Genomic DNA, 17,601 nt, shown 5'->3' on the forward strand with positions numbered 1-17,601 from the left:
GATCACTCGATCGAACGAATCGGCTACTTCTTGCCCTTGTTTTTGTCCGGGGACTCGTCGGTGGACAGGGCGGCGACGAAGGCCTCTTGAGGGACCTCGACGCGGCCGACCATCTTCATCCGCTTCTTGCCTTCCTTCTGCTTCTCCAGCAGCTTGCGCTTGCGGCTGATGTCACCGCCGTAGCACTTGGCGAGCACGTCCTTGCGGATGGCGCGGATGGTTTCGCGGGCGATTACCCTGGCGCCGATGGCGGCCTGGATGGGCACCTCGAACTGCTGCCTCGGGATGAGTTCCCGCAGCTTGGTGGCCATCTTGGTGCCGTAGGCGTACGCGGCGTCCTTGTGCACGATCGCGCTGAAGGCGTCCACCGGCTCGCCCTGCAGCAGGATGTCCACCTTGACCAGCTCGGCGGCCTGCTCGCCGGACTCCTCGTAGTCCAACGAGGCATATCCCCTGGTCCGCGATTTCAGAGCGTCGAAGAAGTCGAAGATGATCTCGCCGAGGGGCAGTGTGTAGCGCAGCTCGACGCGGTCCTCGGACAGGTAGTCCATGCCGCCAAGCTGGCCGCGCCTGCTCTGGCAGAGCTCCATGATGGTGCCGACGAAGTCCGCGGGCGCGATCACGGTGCACTTGGTGATCGGCTCGTACACATCGGCGATCTTGCCCTTGGGCCAGTCCGATGGGTTGGTGACGATCTGCTCGGTGCCGTCGTCCATCGTGACCCGGTACACCACGTTGGGCGCGGTGGAGATCAGGTCGAGGCCGAACTCGCGCTCAAGGCGGTCGCGGGTGATCTCCAGGTGCAGCAGGCCGAGGAAACCGCAGCGGAACCCGAAGCCCAGCGCCGCCGAGGTCTCCGGCTCGTAGGCGAGCGCGGCGTCGTTGAGCCGCAGCTTGTCCAGCGCCTCGCGCAGTTCCGGGTAGTCGGAGCCGTCCATCGGGTAGAGGCCGGAGTAGACCATCGGCCGCGGCTCGCGGTAGCCGGCCAGCGGTTCGGTGGCGCCCTTGCGTTCGGCGGTGACGGTGTCGCCGACCTTGGACTGGCGGACGTCCTTCACACCGGTGATGAGGTAGCCGACCTCGCCGACGCCGAGGCCGGTGGTGACCTTGGGCTCCGGGGAGATGATGCCGACCTCGAGCAGCTCGTGGGTGGCGTTGGTGGACATCATCCTGATGCGCTCGCGCGGGGTGATCTTGCCGTCCATCACCCTGATATAGGTGATGACGCCGCGGTAGGTGTCGTAGACCGAGTCGAAGATCATCGCGCGGGAGGGCGCGTCGGCGTTGCCGACGGGCGCCGGGACCTTGCGGACCACCTCGTCGAGCAGCTCGCGGACACCGAGGCCGGTCTTGGCGGAGACGCGCAGCACCTCGTCGGGCTCGCAGCCGATGATGTGCGCGAGCTCGGCGGCGTACTTCTCGGGGTCGGCGGCAGGTAGGTCGATCTTGTTCAGCACCGGGATGATCGTGAGGTCCCGTTCCAGCGCCAGGTACAGGTTCGCCAGGGTCTGGGCCTCGATGCCCTGCGCGGCGTCGACCAGCAGGATCGCGCCCTCGCAAGCCTCCAGCGCGCGGGAGACCTCATAGGTGAAGTCGACGTGGCCAGGGGTGTCGATCAGGTGCAGGACGATGTCGGTGTCGTCCAGCTTCCAGGGCAGCCGGACGTTCTGCGCCTTGATCGTGATGCCGCGTTCGCGCTCGATGTCCATCCGGTCGAGGTACTGGGCGCGCATCAGGCGGTCCTCGACCACACCCGTGAGCTGCAGCATGCGGTCGGCCAGGGTCGACTTCCCGTGGTCGATGTGCGCGATGATGCAGAAATTCCGGATCTGCTCCGGGGGCGTGAAGGTGGTGTCGGCGAACGAGCTCATCAAGTCCCTTGGTGAAACGAACGAGTGACGCCCTATAGTCCCATGCCACCCGGCGTGCTCGCCGAGCCCTTGGTCGTACGGTCCGTGCTCCGACCCAAAGGCGGCATTTGTCCGGCGTTGACCTCCACAAGCCGGGTTTGCCCGGACTGGGCAGGCGATCGAGGGCGTCACGATCACGTCAAAAACGACGCCGGAAACGGCATACGTCACGGTGAGTTTACCCGCTGTACGCCTAACCTCGATCAAGCCGAGTCCTCTCGGCGTGATCGCAACCGAGATGAACGGAAGTGAGGTGAGCGGCACATGACGAGTGACAGTTGCAGTCGATCACGTCGGCCGCTTGCCCGCCGCCCGGTTGTGCACTGATCTTGTCGGTGCCCGGTATCGGGCAATCGGCTGATCGACCTCTTCCCTCGTTTGTGCGCGCACCCCTCCGCTGAAGGAGGAGGACGTGTGATGGTCAACCACGCCCGGAATTCGGACCGACTGCGTGCTCGCTGGGTGGTGTGCTGGGACCCTCGGGACGCCGCCGGTTGGAGATGCGGTGGGAGAGCCGGTCGGCGGGTGCCGACCGGCCCGCGGCTTAGCGCCGACGACCGTGAGGTGCGGGGCAGCCCGCACCTCACGGCGATTTTCGGGGGAAACCCCGAGGCGGGTGATCCCGGAGCGTGCTGTGCTGGTGGGGTGCGCGAGATGATGATGCGGGTGTTGGACGCGGCCTTCTCCCGGCCGCGGGGGCTGGTCGGGCGGATCGGCGGCGCGGTGATGGCGCGGATGAACGAGGAAGCCGAGCTGTACGTGGTGGCACTCGCGCAGCTACAGCCGACCGATCAGGTGCTGGTCGTCGGGTTCGGCCCCGGGGTAGGGGTCTTCGCGGCGGCGGAGAAGGTCGCCCAGGGCCGGGTTGTCGGCGTCGACCCGTCACTGGTGATGCGTGACGTGGCCGCCGATCGCTGTGCGGCCATGATCCAGGAGGGCCGGGTCGAATTGCGCGACGGCTCCGCCGCGGACACCGGCGCCGCGGAAGCGTCGGTGGACAAGGTGATCTCGGTGAACAACGTGATCTTCTGGCCGGACCGCGCCGCGGGCTTGGCGGAACTGCACCGGGTTCTGCGGCCGGGCGGCAGGCTGGTGCTGTCCATGCATGAGCGTGGCCTCCGGTTCGCCGAGATCACCGCCGATGAGCTGCATGCGGAGGTGCGGGCGGCGGGCTTCGACCAGGTCGTCGTGTCCCGCCGCGAGTTCACCGGCAAGGTGGGGCCCGCGATCCAGGTCACCGCGGTCCGGTGACCGACGCCTGCTTCCTGAGGTTCTCCGCCGCCTTCGGTCGGTCAACACCGCAGGCAGCGGTCACGTCGGAGGCCGGAGGTCCTTGCGGATGGGGTGGTCCTCGGGGATCTGCACCAGCACGATCCGCAGGCCGTCGGGGTCGGCGATCCAGGCCTCGAGCAGCCCCCAGGGCTCACGCCTGGCCTCGCGGAGCACCGTGACTCCGCTGGCGGACAGTTCGGCCATCGCCGCGTCGAGGTCGCGCACCTGCAGCCAGAGTTCCACCGCGCCGTTGGGTTGGGCCGATCCGCGCCCCGAGACCTCCAGCAGACCCTGGCCCGTGAAGAACACCGTGCCGCCGGGGAACTCGCGGCTGATCGCCAGACCGAGCACGTCGCGGTAGAACTCGGTGGCCCGCTGCGGGTCGGGCGAACGCAGGATCACACGGCTGCTCAAGAACTCCATGCGTTGTTCCTAACCCGCGCCTGCCGGGTCAGGCCAGTTCCGACACGGCCATCAACCCGATGTCTTGTGCTTCATTCCCACCCGAACCGCAGGCGGCGGTGGTGGTAAGCCCAGCTCAGATCGCGTGATCTGCTGAAACGGGCTGCGAGGACACGGTTTGACGGCTTGCTGGCTCGTGGCCGGAAAAAGTGATATCACTTTGATAGTAGCCACGATGGCGTGGCTCCAGGGGAGGGAGACAGCCATGACCGAAGCGATCACCACGGACCTGCCCAGGCCCATCACGCCCGGGGTGTCCGAGCGCGACGCGTTCGCCGTCGCGGGTATCCCGATGTTTCTGTTCGCGCTGGCCGCAGTGGTGGGGGGAGCACTGCTCTTCGTGTTCGGCATCACCAACGACGGAGTGGTCCAATTCATCGTCGGTCTGGTGATCATGGTGGGAGGCCTCATCACCTTCGCGGGTCTCACCATGGTCGCGCCGGGGCAGGCCAGGGTGGTGCAGTTCCTCGGTCGCTACGTGGGCACCGTGCGGGAGCCCGGCCTGCGCTGGGTGAACCCGCTGACCACCCGCAAGGCGGTGTCCACCAGGATCCGCAACCACGAGTCCGCGGCGCTCAAGGTCAACGACGCGGACGGCAACCCCATCGAGATCGCCGCGGTCGTGGTGTGGCAGGTCGCCGACACCGCGCAGGCCAGCTTCGAGGTGGACAACTTCGTCACCTTCGTCGAGGTGCAGACCGAGACCGCGGTGCGGCACATCGCCAACACCTACCCCTACGACAATCACGGCGAGACCGGCCTCTCGCTGCGGGAGAACGCCGACGAGATCACCGAGAAGCTGTCTGCCGAGATCACGCTGCGCGTGCGGGCGGCGGGCGTCCGGGTCATCGAGTCCCGGTTGACCCATCTCGCCTACGCACCGGAAATCGCGCAGGCGATGCTGCAGCGGCAGCAGGCCAGTGCCGTGGTGGCCGCCCGAGCACGGATCGTGGAGGGCGCCGTCGGCATGGTGGAAATGGCCCTGCAACGCCTAGCCGAGCAGGACGTGGTGGAACTGGACGAGGAGCGCAAGGCGGCGATGGTGAGCAATCTGCTGGTGGTGCTGTGCGGTGATCGGTCGACGCAGCCGGTGGTCAACGCGGGCTCGCTCTACCACTGAGCCGGACATGCCTGATCGCAAGAGCTTCCTGCTGCGGCTGGACCCGGCCGTGCACGATGCGCTGACCCGCTGGGCGAACGACGAGTTGCGCAGCGTCAACGCCCAGATCGAGTTCCTGCTGCGGCGGGCGCTGGCCGAGAACGGCAGGCTGCCCGCCAAGGCGACTCCCCCGCGTCGGCCCGGCCGTCCCCGCAAGGACGAGAACGGCTAGGCGCACGGTCAGCTCATCCGAGGTTCGTCCGTCCTTCAATGTTCTGATATCGCAGCGATAAGCAGGCTTCATAGTCTCCCGTTGTCGCGTCGATTCTCCGGTGACGCGCATTCGGTGAATTTCCCTATTCACTCGGGAGACTCGTGTGCCTGCGACAAGAAAGCTCGGCCTGCTTTCCGCTTTCCTTCTCGCACTGACATCGGTCGTGGCCTCGCCGCTGCCCGCGGCGGCCGCGACCGATGCGGAGCTCGCGCAGTACTGGGCTCCGGTGCATTATCAGGACACCGACAGTTCCGATTACGACGCCGACTACGTCAGCACAGTCGATTTCGACGCCGAGTGGAACACGCTCAACAACTGGGAGCACCAGGACGACAACCCGGCCTGGCTGAGCGGCACCGTCTACTACTCGGTGGTGGAGACCTCGACACACTGGTTCGTGGTGTACGGCTACTACCACCCGCGGGACTGGGAGGACGTCTCCGACCCGTTCAACCTCTACACGCACGAGAACGACATGGAGGGCGTGCTGCTCACCATCCGCCGCAACGGCACCACCTACGGCGCGTTCGAGGCGATGGTCACCGTGGCGCACAACGACTTCTACTCCTACACCCCCGCAGGCAGCCCTTACCAGGGTGGCCAGGAGAACATCGACGGTTCGGTGCCGATGCGGTCTTACGGCGGCCACGCGCGACCGACCACGCGGCAGGAGGCCAAGGGCCACGGCGTGTACGCGTGGGACGGCGCGGGCTTCCCCGGCGGGGACGGCGTCGTCTACTACCCCAGCGGGACCGCGGAGGTCCCCTCCAGCGGCACCGACACCTTCGTCGGGTATCGACTGGTGAACATCTTCGACGCGGGCGGCATGTGGGCCCGCCGCTTCAACACCGAGACCTTCGCGAGTTTCGGCACGTTCCGCGGGGACAACGGCAAGGACAACGCCGCCAACGCCCCGTGGGGCTGGGACGACCAGAACGACGGATCGGCCCTGCAGCGCGGTCTGCTGGCCACCGTCCCGGCGAAGCTGGTGTCGATCTACTTCGCCAACGAAGGCGCCTTCTCGCTGTCCTACACCCGCAACAGCTACCGGTAGCGCTGTCAGTCCGGCCGCTCGGCGCCACGATCCGCCTGGGTCGTGGCGCCGAGCCGCCACAGCGTGCTCCGGCACAGCGCAGTCGCCTGGAGCTCCATCGACATCGGCCCAGCGGGGTCAGCCAGTCCAGCCCCCGAGGGACGCGGCTCGCTTTGGGCAGACATCACGACAGTCCCTGGGGCCGTCGCGGCGCGTCGAGACGACGAGCGACGCTCCGTGGCGGCATTCCGCGGAAGGCACCCCGGCCCACTGTGCTCGATCGCGTCGGTGTTGAGCCTTCGCCGTACCGCCTGGGTCAGCTTCCGGTCAGGAGGCGGACACCGAGGGTGGCACCGAGGCCTGCGACCACGGTGAGGAAGACCTTGCGCACGAAGGCGGAGCCGCGGCGCACCGCCACCGAGGCGCCGAGCACGCCGCCGAGCAGGTTGAACACGCCCATCAGCAGGCCGAGGCCCCACAGCACCTTGCCCTGCGGCACGAAGTAGAACAGCGCACCCAGATTCGTGCCGATATTCGCGATTTTCGCGGTCGCTGAAGCGGACAGGAAGCCGTAGCCGATCAGTCCGACCAGGAAGAACACCAGGAAGGACCCCGTGCCCGGCCCGGCGATACCGTCGTAGAAGCCCAGGACCACGCCGCCCAGCGCCATCAGCAGCAGTTGGGTCGGCCCGGAGTAACGCATCGTCTCGGTCATGCCGAACTGCGGTTGCCGCCAGGTGTAGAGGCCGACCACGACCAGCGCGGCGAGCACGATCATCAACAGCACCCGGGGCGGCAGCAGGTCGGCGACCCAGGCCCCGGCGAAGGAGCCGCTCAGCGCGGTGACCGCCATCGGCACCGCCACCCGCCAGTCGATGGTGGTGCGGCGGGCAAAGGTCGCCAACGCCGCCGAGGTTCCGGTGATCGAGGACAGCTTGTTCGTGGCCAGCGAGTACACCGGCTCGCCACCGGGCATGAACAGGAACAGCGCGGGCAGCTGGATCAGGCCCCCACCGCCGACGATCGAGTCGATCAGGCCCGCCGCGAACGCGGCGGTGATCAACACGAACAGAGCGAGCATCGACAGATCGGCGAAGCCAGGCCACCCCAGTGCGGTTGTCACGAGGAAACCCTAGGTTCGAGCTTAACCCGATCGGGTGACAAGAGACGCAGGTGACAGCCTTGCGGACCGCCGCGCATAGCTCATCCGGCCTGCTGTTAGCATTTGCGGTCAGTACCGTGCGGCATTCCGTCATGGAGGAAAGCCGTGCCTGCCGGTCGGCGGGCGCGGAGCCACTACGGCGCGGTGCGAACCCGACTCCTTCGAAAGAGGCATTGGCATGGCCAATATCAAGTCCCAGCAGAAGCGGATCAAGACCAACGAGAAGGCGCGACTCCGGAACAAGTCCGTGAAGTCCGCTGTCAAGACGGCCGTCCGCAAGTTCCGTGAGGCCGCTGCCGCCGGTGAGAAGGACAAGGCGATCGAGCTTGGCCGCGCCGCCAGCCGCGCGCTGGACAAGGCCGCCACCAAAGGCGTGATCCACGCCAACCAGGCCGCCAACAAGAAGTCCTCGATCGCTCAGCAGGTCAACAAGCTCTGACGTTCCAGCTTCGCGAAATGCCCCGTCATCCGACGGGGCATTTTTTGTAGGTGCAGACGTTTTTCCGCCGAACTCGCACGGTGACAGCCTCTGTTGCAGAAATCCGCCCTGAAGTCTGCTTTCCGGGCTCCGTGGCTCACCCTGCGCTGACCTCCGTGAGCCCGAACACACATTTCCCCCGTGCACTTACACCGTGTGGGTGCCTACCCACAAGCGTTACTGCGTGCACAGGATTACTCCTATGAACGTCCTCACTGTAAGTACAAGGCGATTCATACGTACCCCTCGTGAGGCGCTCACAAGCGCCGAGGAACACACTCCTTACGACGATCTCGAAGGGACGCATTCACCATGCTTCGCGCTAAGCTGCTGGGCCTTGCGCTGCTCGCGGCAGCAGGCACCCTCATCTCGGGTGTGCCGGCGTCGGCCGCGGCCGAGCAGGACACCTCGCTGGTGCTCACCGTGACCGAGGACTACGCCGAGCCGGCCACCACGCAGGTCTTCAGCCTGACCTGCGACCCCATCGGCGGGCAGCACCAGCAGCCCGGCCGTGCCTGCCGCGAGTTGGCGAAGGTCGACGGTGACTTCACCAAGCTGGAGGTCGCGCAGACCAGCGGCGGTTGCCCGTTCATCCTGTGGCCGATCACGGTCACCGCGAACGGCACCTGGAAGGGCAAGCCCGTCTCGTACCGGGAGACCTTCGCCAACTCCTGCGTTTTGGAGTACCACACCGGCCCGGTCTTCCAGCGCTGAATCCACTCCCACCAGCCTCCCGACTTCCACGCCTTGGAAAGGACGATCATGTACGCCAAGAAACTGCTGGGAATGGCCTTCATCGCCGCCGTCACGCTGACTCCCGCGATCGCCGCACCCGCCGCCGCGGCACCGGCCTCACAGCTCAGGTTGACCGTCAGCGAGGGCGAAAAGCCCGGGCAGAACGCCAAGCACGCCGTACTGCACTGCAAGCCCAACGGCGGCAACCACCCGAACCCGGCCGCGGCCTGCGCTGAGTTGGCCAAGGTCGCGGGCGACATCTCCAAGATGGATGTCGAGCCCGGCACCGCCTGCACGATGCAGTACGAGCCGATCACGGTGACCGCTCGCGGGCGCTGGGAAGGCAAGCCGGTCGAGTTCGTGAAGACCTACGGCAACCCGTGTGTGCTGCGCACCGCCACCGGGCCGCTGTTCTCCTTCTGAGACCCGCACCACAGCTACGAAAAAAATCGGATACCGGTGTGAGCACCGAGCGGCTCATCCGTACTGAACTACGGAGCGCAACGTACGACGGGCTGTTGCAGGGACAGTTCCGTTCGGAAAGCGCTCGGCGGGCGTTTCTCCTGCGCCCGCGATGGCCGCACAGGGAAAAACGAGGGCGGAAAGAGTTGGAGCTTGGGATGACTGCGTATTGCAGGGATACCCGGTCGGAAGTCCGTTAGCTTCACCACCGCTCGACTCGGGGTGTCTCGCTGGGGCAGGGCCAGCGAGGCACCCCGTTCCTGTGTGGTCCACCCTCCAAGACCCCCGGACGCCGCCGCCCCGTCTCGGTAGCGTGCACCGCCCGCGCGGCGATCTGTTTCCGTGCGGCCCGCTGCCAAAGCCACTCGAACGCGACCGTGACCTGCCCAGTTGTCGTCGTCACAAGCGTCAGTGATCTGTTTCGTGCGGCCTGCCGTCCAAGGCCCACCCGGAACGTGACCCTGCCTGTTCGGGTGCCGTGCTCATACCCGTCGGCGATCTGGTTCTGCGGGTCCGCCCCGACGACTCGGGTGCGGCCCGCTTCCATCGCCGTTGTTGCAAGGGTCAGCTACTTGTTCCCGTAGTCCTCTCGAACGCGGCCGTTATGCGAGCGTTGGCGATCTGCTTTCGGCGGGAAAGCGCCTCCGTGCGCGTTTCAGACCGCGCCCCGCACACCCGCGGACGACCCTGTATCGAAGGCTTGCTCAGTTGCTGTTGTTGCGAGCATCGGCGATCTGAAACACGGCGCGTTCCAGCGCGTAGTCGGCATTCGCGGCGACGCCCTTGACATCGGCGTTGAGCGCCGCGACGACCTGCATGGCTGCGGCGATGCCCGTCGGCGACCAACCACGTGACTGACCCTGCGCCTTCTTGATCTTCCAGGGCGGCATGCCGAGTTCACTGGACAGCCGGTAGGGGTCCGCGCGGCCAACCGCCGACACCCGCCCGATCGTGCGGACCGCATCGGCCAGCGCGTCAGCGATGAGCACATGCGGCACGCCGGACTGCAGCGCCCAGCGCAACGCCTCCAGTGCGGCAACCCGGTCGCCGGTGACGGCCTTCTCCGCCACGACGAAACCGGTAACCTCGGCCCGGCCGCGGTGGTAGCGGCGCACCGCGGCCTCATCCACCTTTCCGCCGGTGTCGGCGACCAGCTGGGACGCGGCGGAGGCCAACTCACGCAGGTCCGATCCGATGGATTCGATCAACGCGCCGACCGCGGCCGGTTCGACCTTGCCTCCCGCGCGCCGCACCTCGTTGCGGACGAAGTTCTCCCGATCCGACTGCTTGGTGACCTTCGGGCACTCGGTGACCTCGGCTCCCGCCTTGCGCAACACGCCCGGCAGATCCTTGGCCGCCTTGGAGCGTCCGCCCCCGGAGTGCACCACGACCAGCACGACCCCGTCGGCCGGGTTCTTGCTGTAGGCCAGCACCGCCTCTGCCAGCTCCTTGCCGATCTCGTGAGCGCCGTCCAACACGATCACCCTGCCCTCGGCGAACAGCGAGGGACTCAACAACTCGGCCAGCTCCGCAGGGGTGATGTCACTCACCTTCACCCGGCGCAACTCGGCCGCGGAATCAATCACCCGGGCGGTGCCGAGCGCGTCCGCGATCACGCGCTCCACCAGCAGCTCTTCCTCGCCGACAATGAGCTGGAGCTGACTCTGACGCACGGTTGGAGCGGTCACGCCGGACATCCTTTCACGTCGCGGGTCGGATCCCGTGGAAGCCGATGCGACTGTTGGCGGTGGCCATCCATATGGGTGTGCCGTAGCGTGAACGCCACAACCGAATATTGCTCATCCAGAGGGGTAGAGGGATCGGCCCTACGACACCCCGGCAACCGGCGCTGACGAATCCGTGTTTCTCACGCGAGGCCCAGCGATCACGGTGCCAAATCCGGCCCGCCGCGCGGGAAAGATGAGGAGAGACCTCGCGATGACGACTGTCCTAGAGACCCACTCGACCTTCGACCTCGGTCCGGCCCGTGCCCTGTCCTGTCGGGAGTGCGGTCACGAGATTCCCCTTGCCGCCGAGTTCGCGTGCTCGGAGTGCTTCGGTCCCCTCGAGGTGGCCTACGACTTCGGCAAGATCAGCCGCGAGGACATCGAGGCCGGTCCGCGGTCCATCTGGCGCTACCGCGGCCTGCTGCCCGTACCGTCCGATGTGGACTCCCACCCCAACACCCAGCCCGGCCTGACCCGCCTGGTGAAAGCCGACCGTTTGGCGCAGACACTGGGCGTGAAGAACCTGTGGGTCAAGGACGACACCGGCAACCCGACGCACTCGTTCAAGGACAGGGTGGTCGCGGTGGCTCTCGGCGCCGCCCGCCAACTCGGGTTCCGGGTGCTCGCGTGTCCCTCGACCGGCAACCTGGCCAACGCGGTCGCGGCGGCCGCCGCCCGCGCGGGTTGGGAGTCGGTCGTGCTGATCCCGTCCTCTCTGGAGCGGGCGAAGGTGCTCACCACCGCCGTGTACGACGGCGCGCTGCTCGCGGTGGACGGCAACTACGACGACGTGAACCGCCTCGCCACCGAACTCGCGGCGGAACACGAAGACTGGGCGTTCGTCAACGTCAACGTCCGCCCGTACTATGCGGAAGGCTCCAAGACACTGGGCTACGAGGTCGCCGAGCAACTCGGCTGGCGGCTGCCCGACCAGGTCGTGATCCCCATTGCCTCGGGCTCGCAGCTGACCAAGGTGGACAAGGCCTTCCGCGAGTTCACCCAGCTCGGCTTGGTCGACGAGCGGGCGTACAAGGTCTACGGCGCCCAGGCGACCGGCTGCTCCCCGGTGTCGGCGGCGTTCAAGTCAGGCCAGGACGTGGTGCAGCCGGTGCGGCCGGACACCATCGCACGCTCGCTGGCGATCGGCGCCCCCGCCGACGGCCCCTACGTGCTGGATGCCGTGCGTCGCACCGGCGGCGCCATCGAGGACGTCTCCGACGAGGAGGTCATCGAGGGCATCCGTCTGCTGGCCCGCACCGAGGGCATCTTCGCCGAAACCGCAGGCGGCGTCACGGTGGCGACCTTCAAGAAGCTGGTCGAAACCGGTCAGATCGACACCGACGCCGAAACGGTCCTGTTGATCACCGGCGACGGCCTCAAGACCCTGGACCCGCTGCAGGACCGCATCGGCCCCAAGGCCACCGTGGCCCCCACAGCCAAGGCGGTCCACGAGGCACTCGGCTTCTGACCCACCACCGGGCGGGCAAGACCCGAACCTCCAGGTCGGGGGTGCGAGGTCGGAGCCGCTGGGCTCCCCTCCCACCCTCGGCGCTGGTTCCACCAGCGTCCCGACGTTCGGCGCGGGTGATCCGTACTTGAACAGCCAAGTCGGACAAGCGCGGTGCGGATCTTGTCGGCCCGATGACGCAGGGCACCAGGCCATCGGAACCTCTCCGCCGGCATGGCGAGCCGTTCATGGGCTCACCGAAGGCGCCATCGGAAAATGATCTCCGTCAACGCGGAAACCTTGGCCACAAGGCGGTGGATCATCCCTGCCCACGGGACTTCGTCGTTCGCCCGATGTGGCGTTGCGGGTGTGGCGTTGGTCAGCGCTGGGTGAAGAAGAGCATGGGGTTGTCGCGGCCGGTGTGGACGTGCCCGGTCAGCCCCAGTTCCTCCTTCAGTGCGGTCAGCCTGCGGTTGACCGAGTGGGCCGCGGCGCGGGATGGCGTGAAGTAGCCGATCCCGCGGTCGGCCAGCCAGTTCAGCAGGACCTTGCCCTCGCTGATCGGCCAGGGCCGCCGGTGGTGGAAGACGTCGTGCACGCTGACCGGAGCGCCCGCGGGCACGGTCGGGAACAGTTCGGCCGTGTACCAGCGGGCGAAGCTGGTCGTGTGCGCGGCGTCCACGTACAGGTAGTCGATCTTGTGGGGGTGGTCGGCGAGCGTCTCGCGGGCGTCTCCGTGCACGAAGGTCCACCGGCCCTCGGCGAGTTCGGCGGGCACGTTCCGCTCGGCGTTGTCGATCAGGTCGTGGGTGAAGAGATGACCGGTCCCGTTGTCCCGCAGCGCCCGCAACATCCACGTGGTCGACCAGCCGTGCAGGGAGCCGATCTCCACCACCGTCTCCGGGCGGTGCTCCCGGATGAGCAGATAGGTGATCTCCGCTTCGAGGTCGTCCAGCTGCGCCTTCATCGTGGGGCGGGTCGCCCGCATCGCGCGCTGCTCCTCGCGCACGGTGCGTAGATCGTCGGCGAACCTCCGGTACAGGTCCTCGATGTGGTCGACGGTGAACTCGTCCGCTCCGGAAGTCATGCCTCAGCTCTACCCGCTCGCCTGGTTCGTCCCTGCTGGTGAACGCCGACGATACTGGACCGAATCCGCTCGGCGGTGCTCGTGCTCCGTGCCGTCTGCCCGCCCTGGGACCGGCTCTGGCCACCTCCATTCCCTTGTCGGTCGACAGCACCGCCACCGAGCCGTCGACGTCGGTTCGCAACACCATGGCGCCCAAGCCCTGCAAGGCGCCCACCACCAACGGGTTGGGGTGGCCGTACCGGTTCCCCGCACCGACGCTGACCAGCGCCACCCTCGGCCGCACCGCCGCCAGGAACTCCGGTGCGCTGTACCGGGAACCGTGGTGCGGCACCTTCAATACCTCCGCTCTGATGTCCACGGCCGAGCTCAGCAGCGCGGCCTGTCCCGCCAGTTCCACATCGCCGGTCAGCAGCACCCGCCCAGCCGCGGTGTGCGCCCGCACCACCAGCGAGGCGTCGTTGATCAGCGTTCCGTCCTCCCCTGTTCCCTCCCGTGCCCGCCGCGCCGGTTCCGGGCCGGGCCCCAGCACCTCGACCAACAGGCCTGGAAGCTGCATCCGCTGGCCAGACTGAAACTCGGTCAGCTGGATCCCGGCCGCAACCGCGAACCGCTCGACCTCCTCGGCGGCCCAGCGCGGCTGCCGAATCCCGCCGGTGGCGAGCACGCCCACCCGCCTGCCTTCCGCGACTCCTGACAGCCCTCCTATGTGATCGGCGTGCAGGTGCGTCAAGATCACCAACGGCACCGAGGTGATCCCCGCGTGCCGCAGGCAGGTATCGATCGCCAACGGCTCCGGGCCGGTGTCCACGACCACCGCCTGACCGGGGTGACCGGTCGCGAGCAGCACCGCGTCTCCCTGTCCCACATCGCAGGCCAGCACCGCCCAGCCGGTGGCGGGCCACGGCACGAGTGCCTGCCGGACCGGTACCAGCAGCAGAGCGACCACCAGCGCGAGCAGCGACAGCAGCCGCACCCGCGGGCTGCGCATCGCCAGCACCAGCGCCGTCAGCAGCACGGCCATGGCCAGCCCGCCGCCCACCCCGCCCGGCCACGGCACCTGGGTGCCGGGCACGGCCGCCACCCGGCGGGCCACCGTGATCAGCCAGCGCAGTTCGGGTTCAGCCAGCCTGACGAGCAGGCCTGCCATGCCCTCGTGCACACCCGCGGTCACCGTGGCCAGCACGCCGAGCACGGTGGCCGGTGCCACCACCGGCACCGCGACCAGGTTGGCGACCACCGCGAGCACACCCAACTGCCCGGTCATGCCCACGATCAGCGGTGCGGTCACCAGGAACGCGACCAGCGGCGCGACGAGCAGTTCGGCCAAGCCCACCGGCACGCCACGGTCCCGCAGGCGCTGCGCCCAGTTCGGGGCCAGCACCACCAAACCCGCGGTGGCCACCACCGACAGCGCGAAGCCGAGGTCGACACCGAGTCCCGGCTCCACCAGGAGAAGCACGATCACCGCACCCGCCAGCGCGGGCAACGCCGACCGCCGCCGTCCCAACACCAGCGCCAGCAGGGTGATGCCGCCCATCACCGCCGCCCGCAGCACGCTGGGCTGCGGTCTGGCTATGATCACGAACCCGACCAGCACCATCGCCGCCACTACCGCGGCCAGACGCGGGCCTGTGCGCAACATCCGGCCGAGGAGCAGCACGGCCCCGCACACGATCGCCACATTGGCACCGCTGACCGCCATCAGGTGCGACAGTCCCGAAGCTCGGAACTCCTCGATCAGCCTGGGCGAGAGGCCGCTGGTGTCCCCGACCACCAATGCGGGCAGCAGGGCTGCGGGCTCCGGAGGCAGGACCGCCGCGGCTCGCACGAGGCCTGCGCGGAGGTCACCGGCCCAGCGTTGCCACCACGGAGGGCGGTCCAGCAGCGTCGGCGGGCCGCGTACCCGCAGCACCGCGACGGTGAGGTCGCCCCCGCGAGCCGGTGCAGGCGCCGCACGGGCACGCACCAGCTGGCCTGGCAGCAGGCCCTGCCAGCCGACGGTCGGAGTCAGCAGGAGTGCCTCGGCGCGGCGGCTCACCACCCGCCCGTTGACGTCGGCTCTCTCCACGACCACCGGCACCGCGAGCGTGACGGCACCACCGGGACGGGAGCCGTAGCCCGCCGCCTGGAGCGCACGTGGGTCGTCCCGCACCCTGGCCTCCACCGTGACCTGGTGGCCGCGGCTGTTCTCGGTGGCTGCGTCCTCGGCCGCGGTGCGCAGTGGGTGGGTGGCCGACCGCCAGGCCACGGTCGCGGTGACGGTGCCAGCCGCGGCGGTCAGCGCCAACACGATCAGCAGACCCGCGGTCGGGCCGCCACGTGGTCCGCTCGACCATCGGTGCCAGGTCAGCAGCAACACCGTCACCAGCACGGCCGAGAAGGCAGCCGGTATGGCTGCGAGCGACCAGCCGCCGAGCAGGCCACCCAGGGTCACCGCCCAGACCGAGAGAGCCGCCGGGATCAGTCGCAGATCGGTCCGGCCGCGGGGCGACCTGATGGGGCCGGTCATACCGTCACCAACTCCCTGAGCTTGGCGAGCTTGTTCTCGCCGATTCCCTCGATCTCGCGAAGCTGGTCCACCGTCCGGAATCGCCCGTGCCGAGTCCGCCAGTCGACGATGCGCTTGGCGGTGACCGGGCCGATGCCGGGCAACGCGTCAAGCTGTTGTGCGGTGGCCGTGTTCAGATCCGCCTTGGCCGGGGTCGCCCCCGTGCCGTCCGACTCGGCGGCCGCCGCCGGTGCGGGAACGCCGACATGCACCTGCTCGCCGTCGGCGAGACGCCGTGCCAGGTTGAGTGAGCTCAGGTCGGTGTCCGGCAACGCGTTTCCGGCCGCCTGCACGGCGTCCGCGACCCGCGCGCCAGCCGCCACCGTGACCAGGCCGGGTCGGGCGACCCTGCCCACCACGCTGACGACAAGCTCGTTGGTCGGTGTGCTCGGCGGGCTCACGGCCGACGTCAGCGCGACCGGCACGGCCGCGGCCACCGGGGTGACGGGTTCACCGCCAGAGCCCCTGGGCCACAGCGTGATCGCGACGATCGCGATCACCACCGCGGCGAGTGCCGAGGCGGCGGCAGCGCTGGTCCGGCTTGGTGCGAAACGTGTCTCCGGGCGCCAGCGCTGGGTCAGACGGGCAAGCCAGCCTGCCGAACATGCCGTGGCGGGCGGCGGATCGCCTGGTGGGCTTTCCGCCTGCTGTTTCTCGGATCTGGCTCGGGCCATCATGCCTGCGAGCCTGCGCTGGGCTTGGTCGGTGGGAACGTCGGAGATTCCGGGGTGTCTGCTCATGTCCACGACGCTAGGACCGACGGGGGGCCTCCGCCTCCCTTCAAGATCAACTTGTGGAGAACGGGGTGTCTTGTGGACAACTTCGAGGCCGAAGGCCATGTCTCGACACGTTTCCGCAGGTGAATGCGTTGGGGCGGTTGGCAAATGCGGTGCATGTTGCGCCGAACGCGGGTAAGCATCGGACATAGGGACACGCCGGGTGTGCGAAACACCGGCGTTCAGGCCGGAAGTCTTTGTGCGATCGGGGGATCGCCGGGGCGGTCCGATGCGGTCAGTAACCGCCGGGGAGGATGACCACGCCGAGCATGCCCGGGCCGGTGTGCGCGCCGATCGCGGCGCCGACCTCGGAGACGAGGCAGCCGCCCGCGGCGGGCAGCCGCTCGTCGAGTTTGGTGGCCAGGTCGGCCGCGCGCTGCGGTACCCCGAGGTGATGCACGGCGATCCCCACCCGCGAATCCGACTCCGCGGCTTGGGCGGCCAGGTCCACCAGTCGCAGCACGGCACGGCTGGATGTGCGCACCTTCTCCAGCGGCTCGATGCGGCCCTCGTGGACGTGCAGCACCGGCTTCATGGCCAGCGCGGTGCCCAGCAGTGCCGCCGCGGCGCCGATCCGACCGCCGCGCCGCAGGTGCTCCAGTGTCTCCAGGCAGAAGTACGCCTTCGCCCGCTCCGCCACCGCGGCCGCCACCGCTTCGACATCGGCGGGCGCGGCGCCGTCCTCGGCGGCGGAGGCGGCGGCCAACACGGCGAAGCCGAGTCCCATCGCGGCCGAGCGTGAGTCCACCACCCGGACCCGGTCGGTGCCGATCTCCTCGGCGGCCAGCACCGCGGCCTCCCAGGTTCCGGAGAGCTTGCTCGAGATGTGCACGCCCACCACACGGTCGGCGTCGGCGAGCGCCTCCCGGTATACCGCGCCGATCTCCGCGGGCGTGGGCCGCGAGGTCGAAACCGTTCTGTGCTCGCGCATCGCCGCGGCCAACTCGGCGGAACCGAGGTCAACGCCGTCGAGCCTGGTCTGGTCGTTGACGGTGACATGCAACGGCACCACCCTGATCCGGTTCCGGGCGGCGAAGCCCTCCGGAAGGTAGGCGGTGGAGTCGGTGACCACTGCGACGCGCACGGTGGACGAGCCTAGATCCGACGACTGCGGGGACGGCACCGGGGA

15 protein-coding genes, 1 pseudogene and 1 riboswitch are annotated in these 17,601 nt (G+C 68.4%); of the genes and pseudogenes, 8 read left to right on the plus strand and 8 right to left on the minus strand.

The window, feature by feature from the left end; genetic code table 11:
- Positions 1 to 23: 23 nt before the first annotated feature.
- Positions 24 to 1,871, minus strand: coding sequence for a translation elongation factor 4 (gene lepA, locus ACU6XJ_RS03725; protein WP_476306887.1), 1,848 nt, complete (start codon positions 1,869 to 1,871; stop codon positions 24 to 26).
- Positions 1,872 to 2,564: 693 nt separating this feature from the next.
- On the opposite strand from lepA, the gene ACU6XJ_RS03730 reads away from it, so the two are divergent.
- On the plus strand, positions 2,565 to 3,161 hold the full coding sequence (locus ACU6XJ_RS03730) for a class I SAM-dependent methyltransferase (protein WP_476313793.1): 597 nt from the start codon (positions 2,565 to 2,567) through the stop codon (positions 3,159 to 3,161).
- 60 nt (positions 3,162 to 3,221) lie between these two features.
- Here the strand turns inward: ACU6XJ_RS03730 and ACU6XJ_RS03735 are convergent, their stop codons facing one another.
- Positions 3,222 to 3,605 (minus strand): VOC family protein, encoded by a 384-nt coding sequence (locus ACU6XJ_RS03735; protein WP_476306888.1) that lies wholly within the window; start codon positions 3,603 to 3,605, stop codon positions 3,222 to 3,224.
- Positions 3,606 to 3,849: 244 nt separating this feature from the next.
- On the opposite strand from ACU6XJ_RS03735, the gene ACU6XJ_RS03740 reads away from it, so the two are divergent.
- From ACU6XJ_RS03740 to ACU6XJ_RS03750, 3 genes are all read left to right on the plus strand, one after another.
- Positions 3,850 to 4,764 carry an SPFH domain-containing protein gene (locus ACU6XJ_RS03740; protein ID WP_476306889.1) on the plus strand — a complete coding sequence of 305 codons (915 nt, stop codon included), beginning with the start codon at positions 3,850 to 3,852 and terminating at the stop codon, positions 4,762 to 4,764.
- A gap of 7 nt (positions 4,765 to 4,771) precedes the next feature.
- Positions 4,772 to 4,975 carry a type II toxin-antitoxin system antitoxin gene (locus ACU6XJ_RS03745; RefSeq protein WP_476306890.1) on the plus strand — a complete coding sequence of 68 codons (204 nt, stop codon included), beginning with the start codon at positions 4,772 to 4,774 and terminating at the stop codon, positions 4,973 to 4,975.
- Between the two features lie 145 nt (positions 4,976 to 5,120).
- Entirely contained in the window at positions 5,121 to 6,071 is a 951-nt protein-coding gene (locus ACU6XJ_RS03750) for a hypothetical protein (protein WP_476306891.1), read from the plus strand.
- 295 nt (positions 6,072 to 6,366) lie between these two features.
- On the opposite strand, the gene ACU6XJ_RS03755 is transcribed toward ACU6XJ_RS03750, so the two are convergent.
- The gene (locus ACU6XJ_RS03755; protein WP_476306893.1) at positions 6,367 to 7,173 is read right to left on the minus strand and encodes a TSUP family transporter; all 807 of its coding nucleotides are present in this window, start codon (positions 7,171 to 7,173) and stop codon (positions 6,367 to 6,369) included.
- A gap of 217 nt (positions 7,174 to 7,390) precedes the next feature.
- Between ACU6XJ_RS03755 and rpsT the strand changes: the two genes are divergently transcribed.
- The 3 genes from rpsT (at position 7,391) to ACU6XJ_RS03770 (ending at position 8,848) form a co-directional block, all read left to right on the plus strand.
- A complete protein-coding gene (gene rpsT, locus ACU6XJ_RS03760; protein WP_476306894.1) occupies positions 7,391 to 7,651 on the plus strand; it encodes a 30S ribosomal protein S20 in 261 nt (86 codons plus the stop codon).
- 351 nt (positions 7,652 to 8,002) lie between these two features.
- The gene (locus ACU6XJ_RS03765; protein ID WP_476306895.1) at positions 8,003 to 8,404 is read left to right on the plus strand and encodes an SSI family serine proteinase inhibitor; all 402 of its coding nucleotides are present in this window, start codon (positions 8,003 to 8,005) and stop codon (positions 8,402 to 8,404) included.
- Positions 8,405 to 8,452: 48 nt separating this feature from the next.
- Complete coding sequence (locus ACU6XJ_RS03770; protein ID WP_476306896.1) at positions 8,453 to 8,848, plus strand: subtilase-type protease inhibitor; 396 nt, start codon at positions 8,453 to 8,455, stop codon at positions 8,846 to 8,848.
- A 743-nt stretch (positions 8,849 to 9,591) separates the two neighbouring features.
- On the opposite strand, the gene holA is transcribed toward ACU6XJ_RS03770, so the two are convergent.
- Positions 9,592 to 10,575, minus strand: coding sequence for a DNA polymerase III subunit delta (holA, locus tag ACU6XJ_RS03775; RefSeq protein ID WP_476306898.1), 984 nt, complete (start codon positions 10,573 to 10,575; stop codon positions 9,592 to 9,594).
- Positions 10,576 to 10,683: 108 nt separating this feature from the next.
- Positions 10,684 to 10,814: riboswitch (SAM riboswitch) on the plus strand.
- Between the two features lie 11 nt (positions 10,815 to 10,825).
- On the opposite strand from holA, the gene thrC reads away from it, so the two are divergent.
- Complete coding sequence (thrC, locus tag ACU6XJ_RS03780; protein WP_476306899.1) at positions 10,826 to 12,082, plus strand: threonine synthase; 1,257 nt, start codon at positions 10,826 to 10,828, stop codon at positions 12,080 to 12,082.
- 358 nt (positions 12,083 to 12,440) lie between these two features.
- Here the strand turns inward: thrC and ACU6XJ_RS03785 are convergent, their stop codons facing one another.
- The 4 genes and pseudogenes from ACU6XJ_RS03785 to ACU6XJ_RS03800 all read right to left on the minus strand — a co-directional run bounded on the left by ACU6XJ_RS03785 (position 12,441) and on the right by ACU6XJ_RS03800 (position 17,556).
- Positions 12,441 to 13,148, minus strand: a complete 708-nt coding sequence (locus tag ACU6XJ_RS03785) for a class I SAM-dependent methyltransferase (RefSeq protein ID WP_476313795.1) — start codon at positions 13,146 to 13,148, stop codon at positions 12,441 to 12,443.
- Between the two features lie 121 nt (positions 13,149 to 13,269).
- A pseudogene (locus ACU6XJ_RS03790) lies at positions 13,270 to 15,657 on the minus strand (ComEC/Rec2 family competence protein); the annotation flags it as partial.
- Complete coding sequence (locus ACU6XJ_RS03795; protein WP_476306900.1) at positions 15,654 to 16,436, minus strand: ComEA family DNA-binding protein; 783 nt, start codon at positions 16,434 to 16,436, stop codon at positions 15,654 to 15,656. The pseudogene ACU6XJ_RS03790 and the gene ACU6XJ_RS03795, both read right to left, overlap by 4 nt.
- A gap of 271 nt (positions 16,437 to 16,707) precedes the next feature.
- Positions 16,708 to 17,556 carry a DegV family protein gene (locus tag ACU6XJ_RS03800; protein ID WP_476306901.1) on the minus strand — a complete coding sequence of 283 codons (849 nt, stop codon included), beginning with the start codon at positions 17,554 to 17,556 and terminating at the stop codon, positions 16,708 to 16,710.
- Between the last annotated feature and the right edge of the window lie 45 nt (positions 17,557 to 17,601).

This window comes from Actinorectispora metalli, from assembly GCF_056323685.1.

What these genes read in the sequence shown, in the direction of transcription:
- ACU6XJ_RS03765 (WP_476306895.1), top strand. Translation starts at nt 8,003, where the DNA reads ATGCTTCGCGCTAAGCTGCTGGGCCTTGCGCTGCTCGCGGCAGCAGGC.
- ACU6XJ_RS03740 (WP_476306889.1), top strand. Translation starts at nt 3,850, where the DNA reads ATGACCGAAGCGATCACCACGGACCTGCCCAGGCCCATCACGCCCGGG.
- rpsT (WP_476306894.1), top strand. Translation starts at nt 7,391, where the DNA reads ATGGCCAATATCAAGTCCCAGCAGAAGCGGATCAAGACCAACGAGAAG.
- ACU6XJ_RS03795 (WP_476306900.1), bottom strand. Translation starts at nt 16,436, where the DNA reads ATGAGCAGACACCCCGGAATCTCCGACGTTCCCACCGACCAAGCCCAG.
- thrC (WP_476306899.1), top strand. Translation starts at nt 10,826, where the DNA reads ATGACGACTGTCCTAGAGACCCACTCGACCTTCGACCTCGGTCCGGCC.
- ACU6XJ_RS03770 (WP_476306896.1), top strand. Translation starts at nt 8,453, where the DNA reads ATGTACGCCAAGAAACTGCTGGGAATGGCCTTCATCGCCGCCGTCACG.
- ACU6XJ_RS03745 (WP_476306890.1), top strand. Translation starts at nt 4,772, where the DNA reads ATGCCTGATCGCAAGAGCTTCCTGCTGCGGCTGGACCCGGCCGTGCAC.
- ACU6XJ_RS03785 (WP_476313795.1), bottom strand. Translation starts at nt 13,148, where the DNA reads ATGACTTCCGGAGCGGACGAGTTCACCGTCGACCACATCGAGGACCTG.
- lepA (WP_476306887.1), bottom strand. Translation starts at nt 1,871, where the DNA reads ATGAGCTCGTTCGCCGACACCACCTTCACGCCCCCGGAGCAGATCCGG.
- ACU6XJ_RS03735 (WP_476306888.1), bottom strand. Translation starts at nt 3,605, where the DNA reads ATGGAGTTCTTGAGCAGCCGTGTGATCCTGCGTTCGCCCGACCCGCAG.
- ACU6XJ_RS03730 (WP_476313793.1), top strand. Translation starts at nt 2,565, where the DNA reads ATGATGATGCGGGTGTTGGACGCGGCCTTCTCCCGGCCGCGGGGGCTG.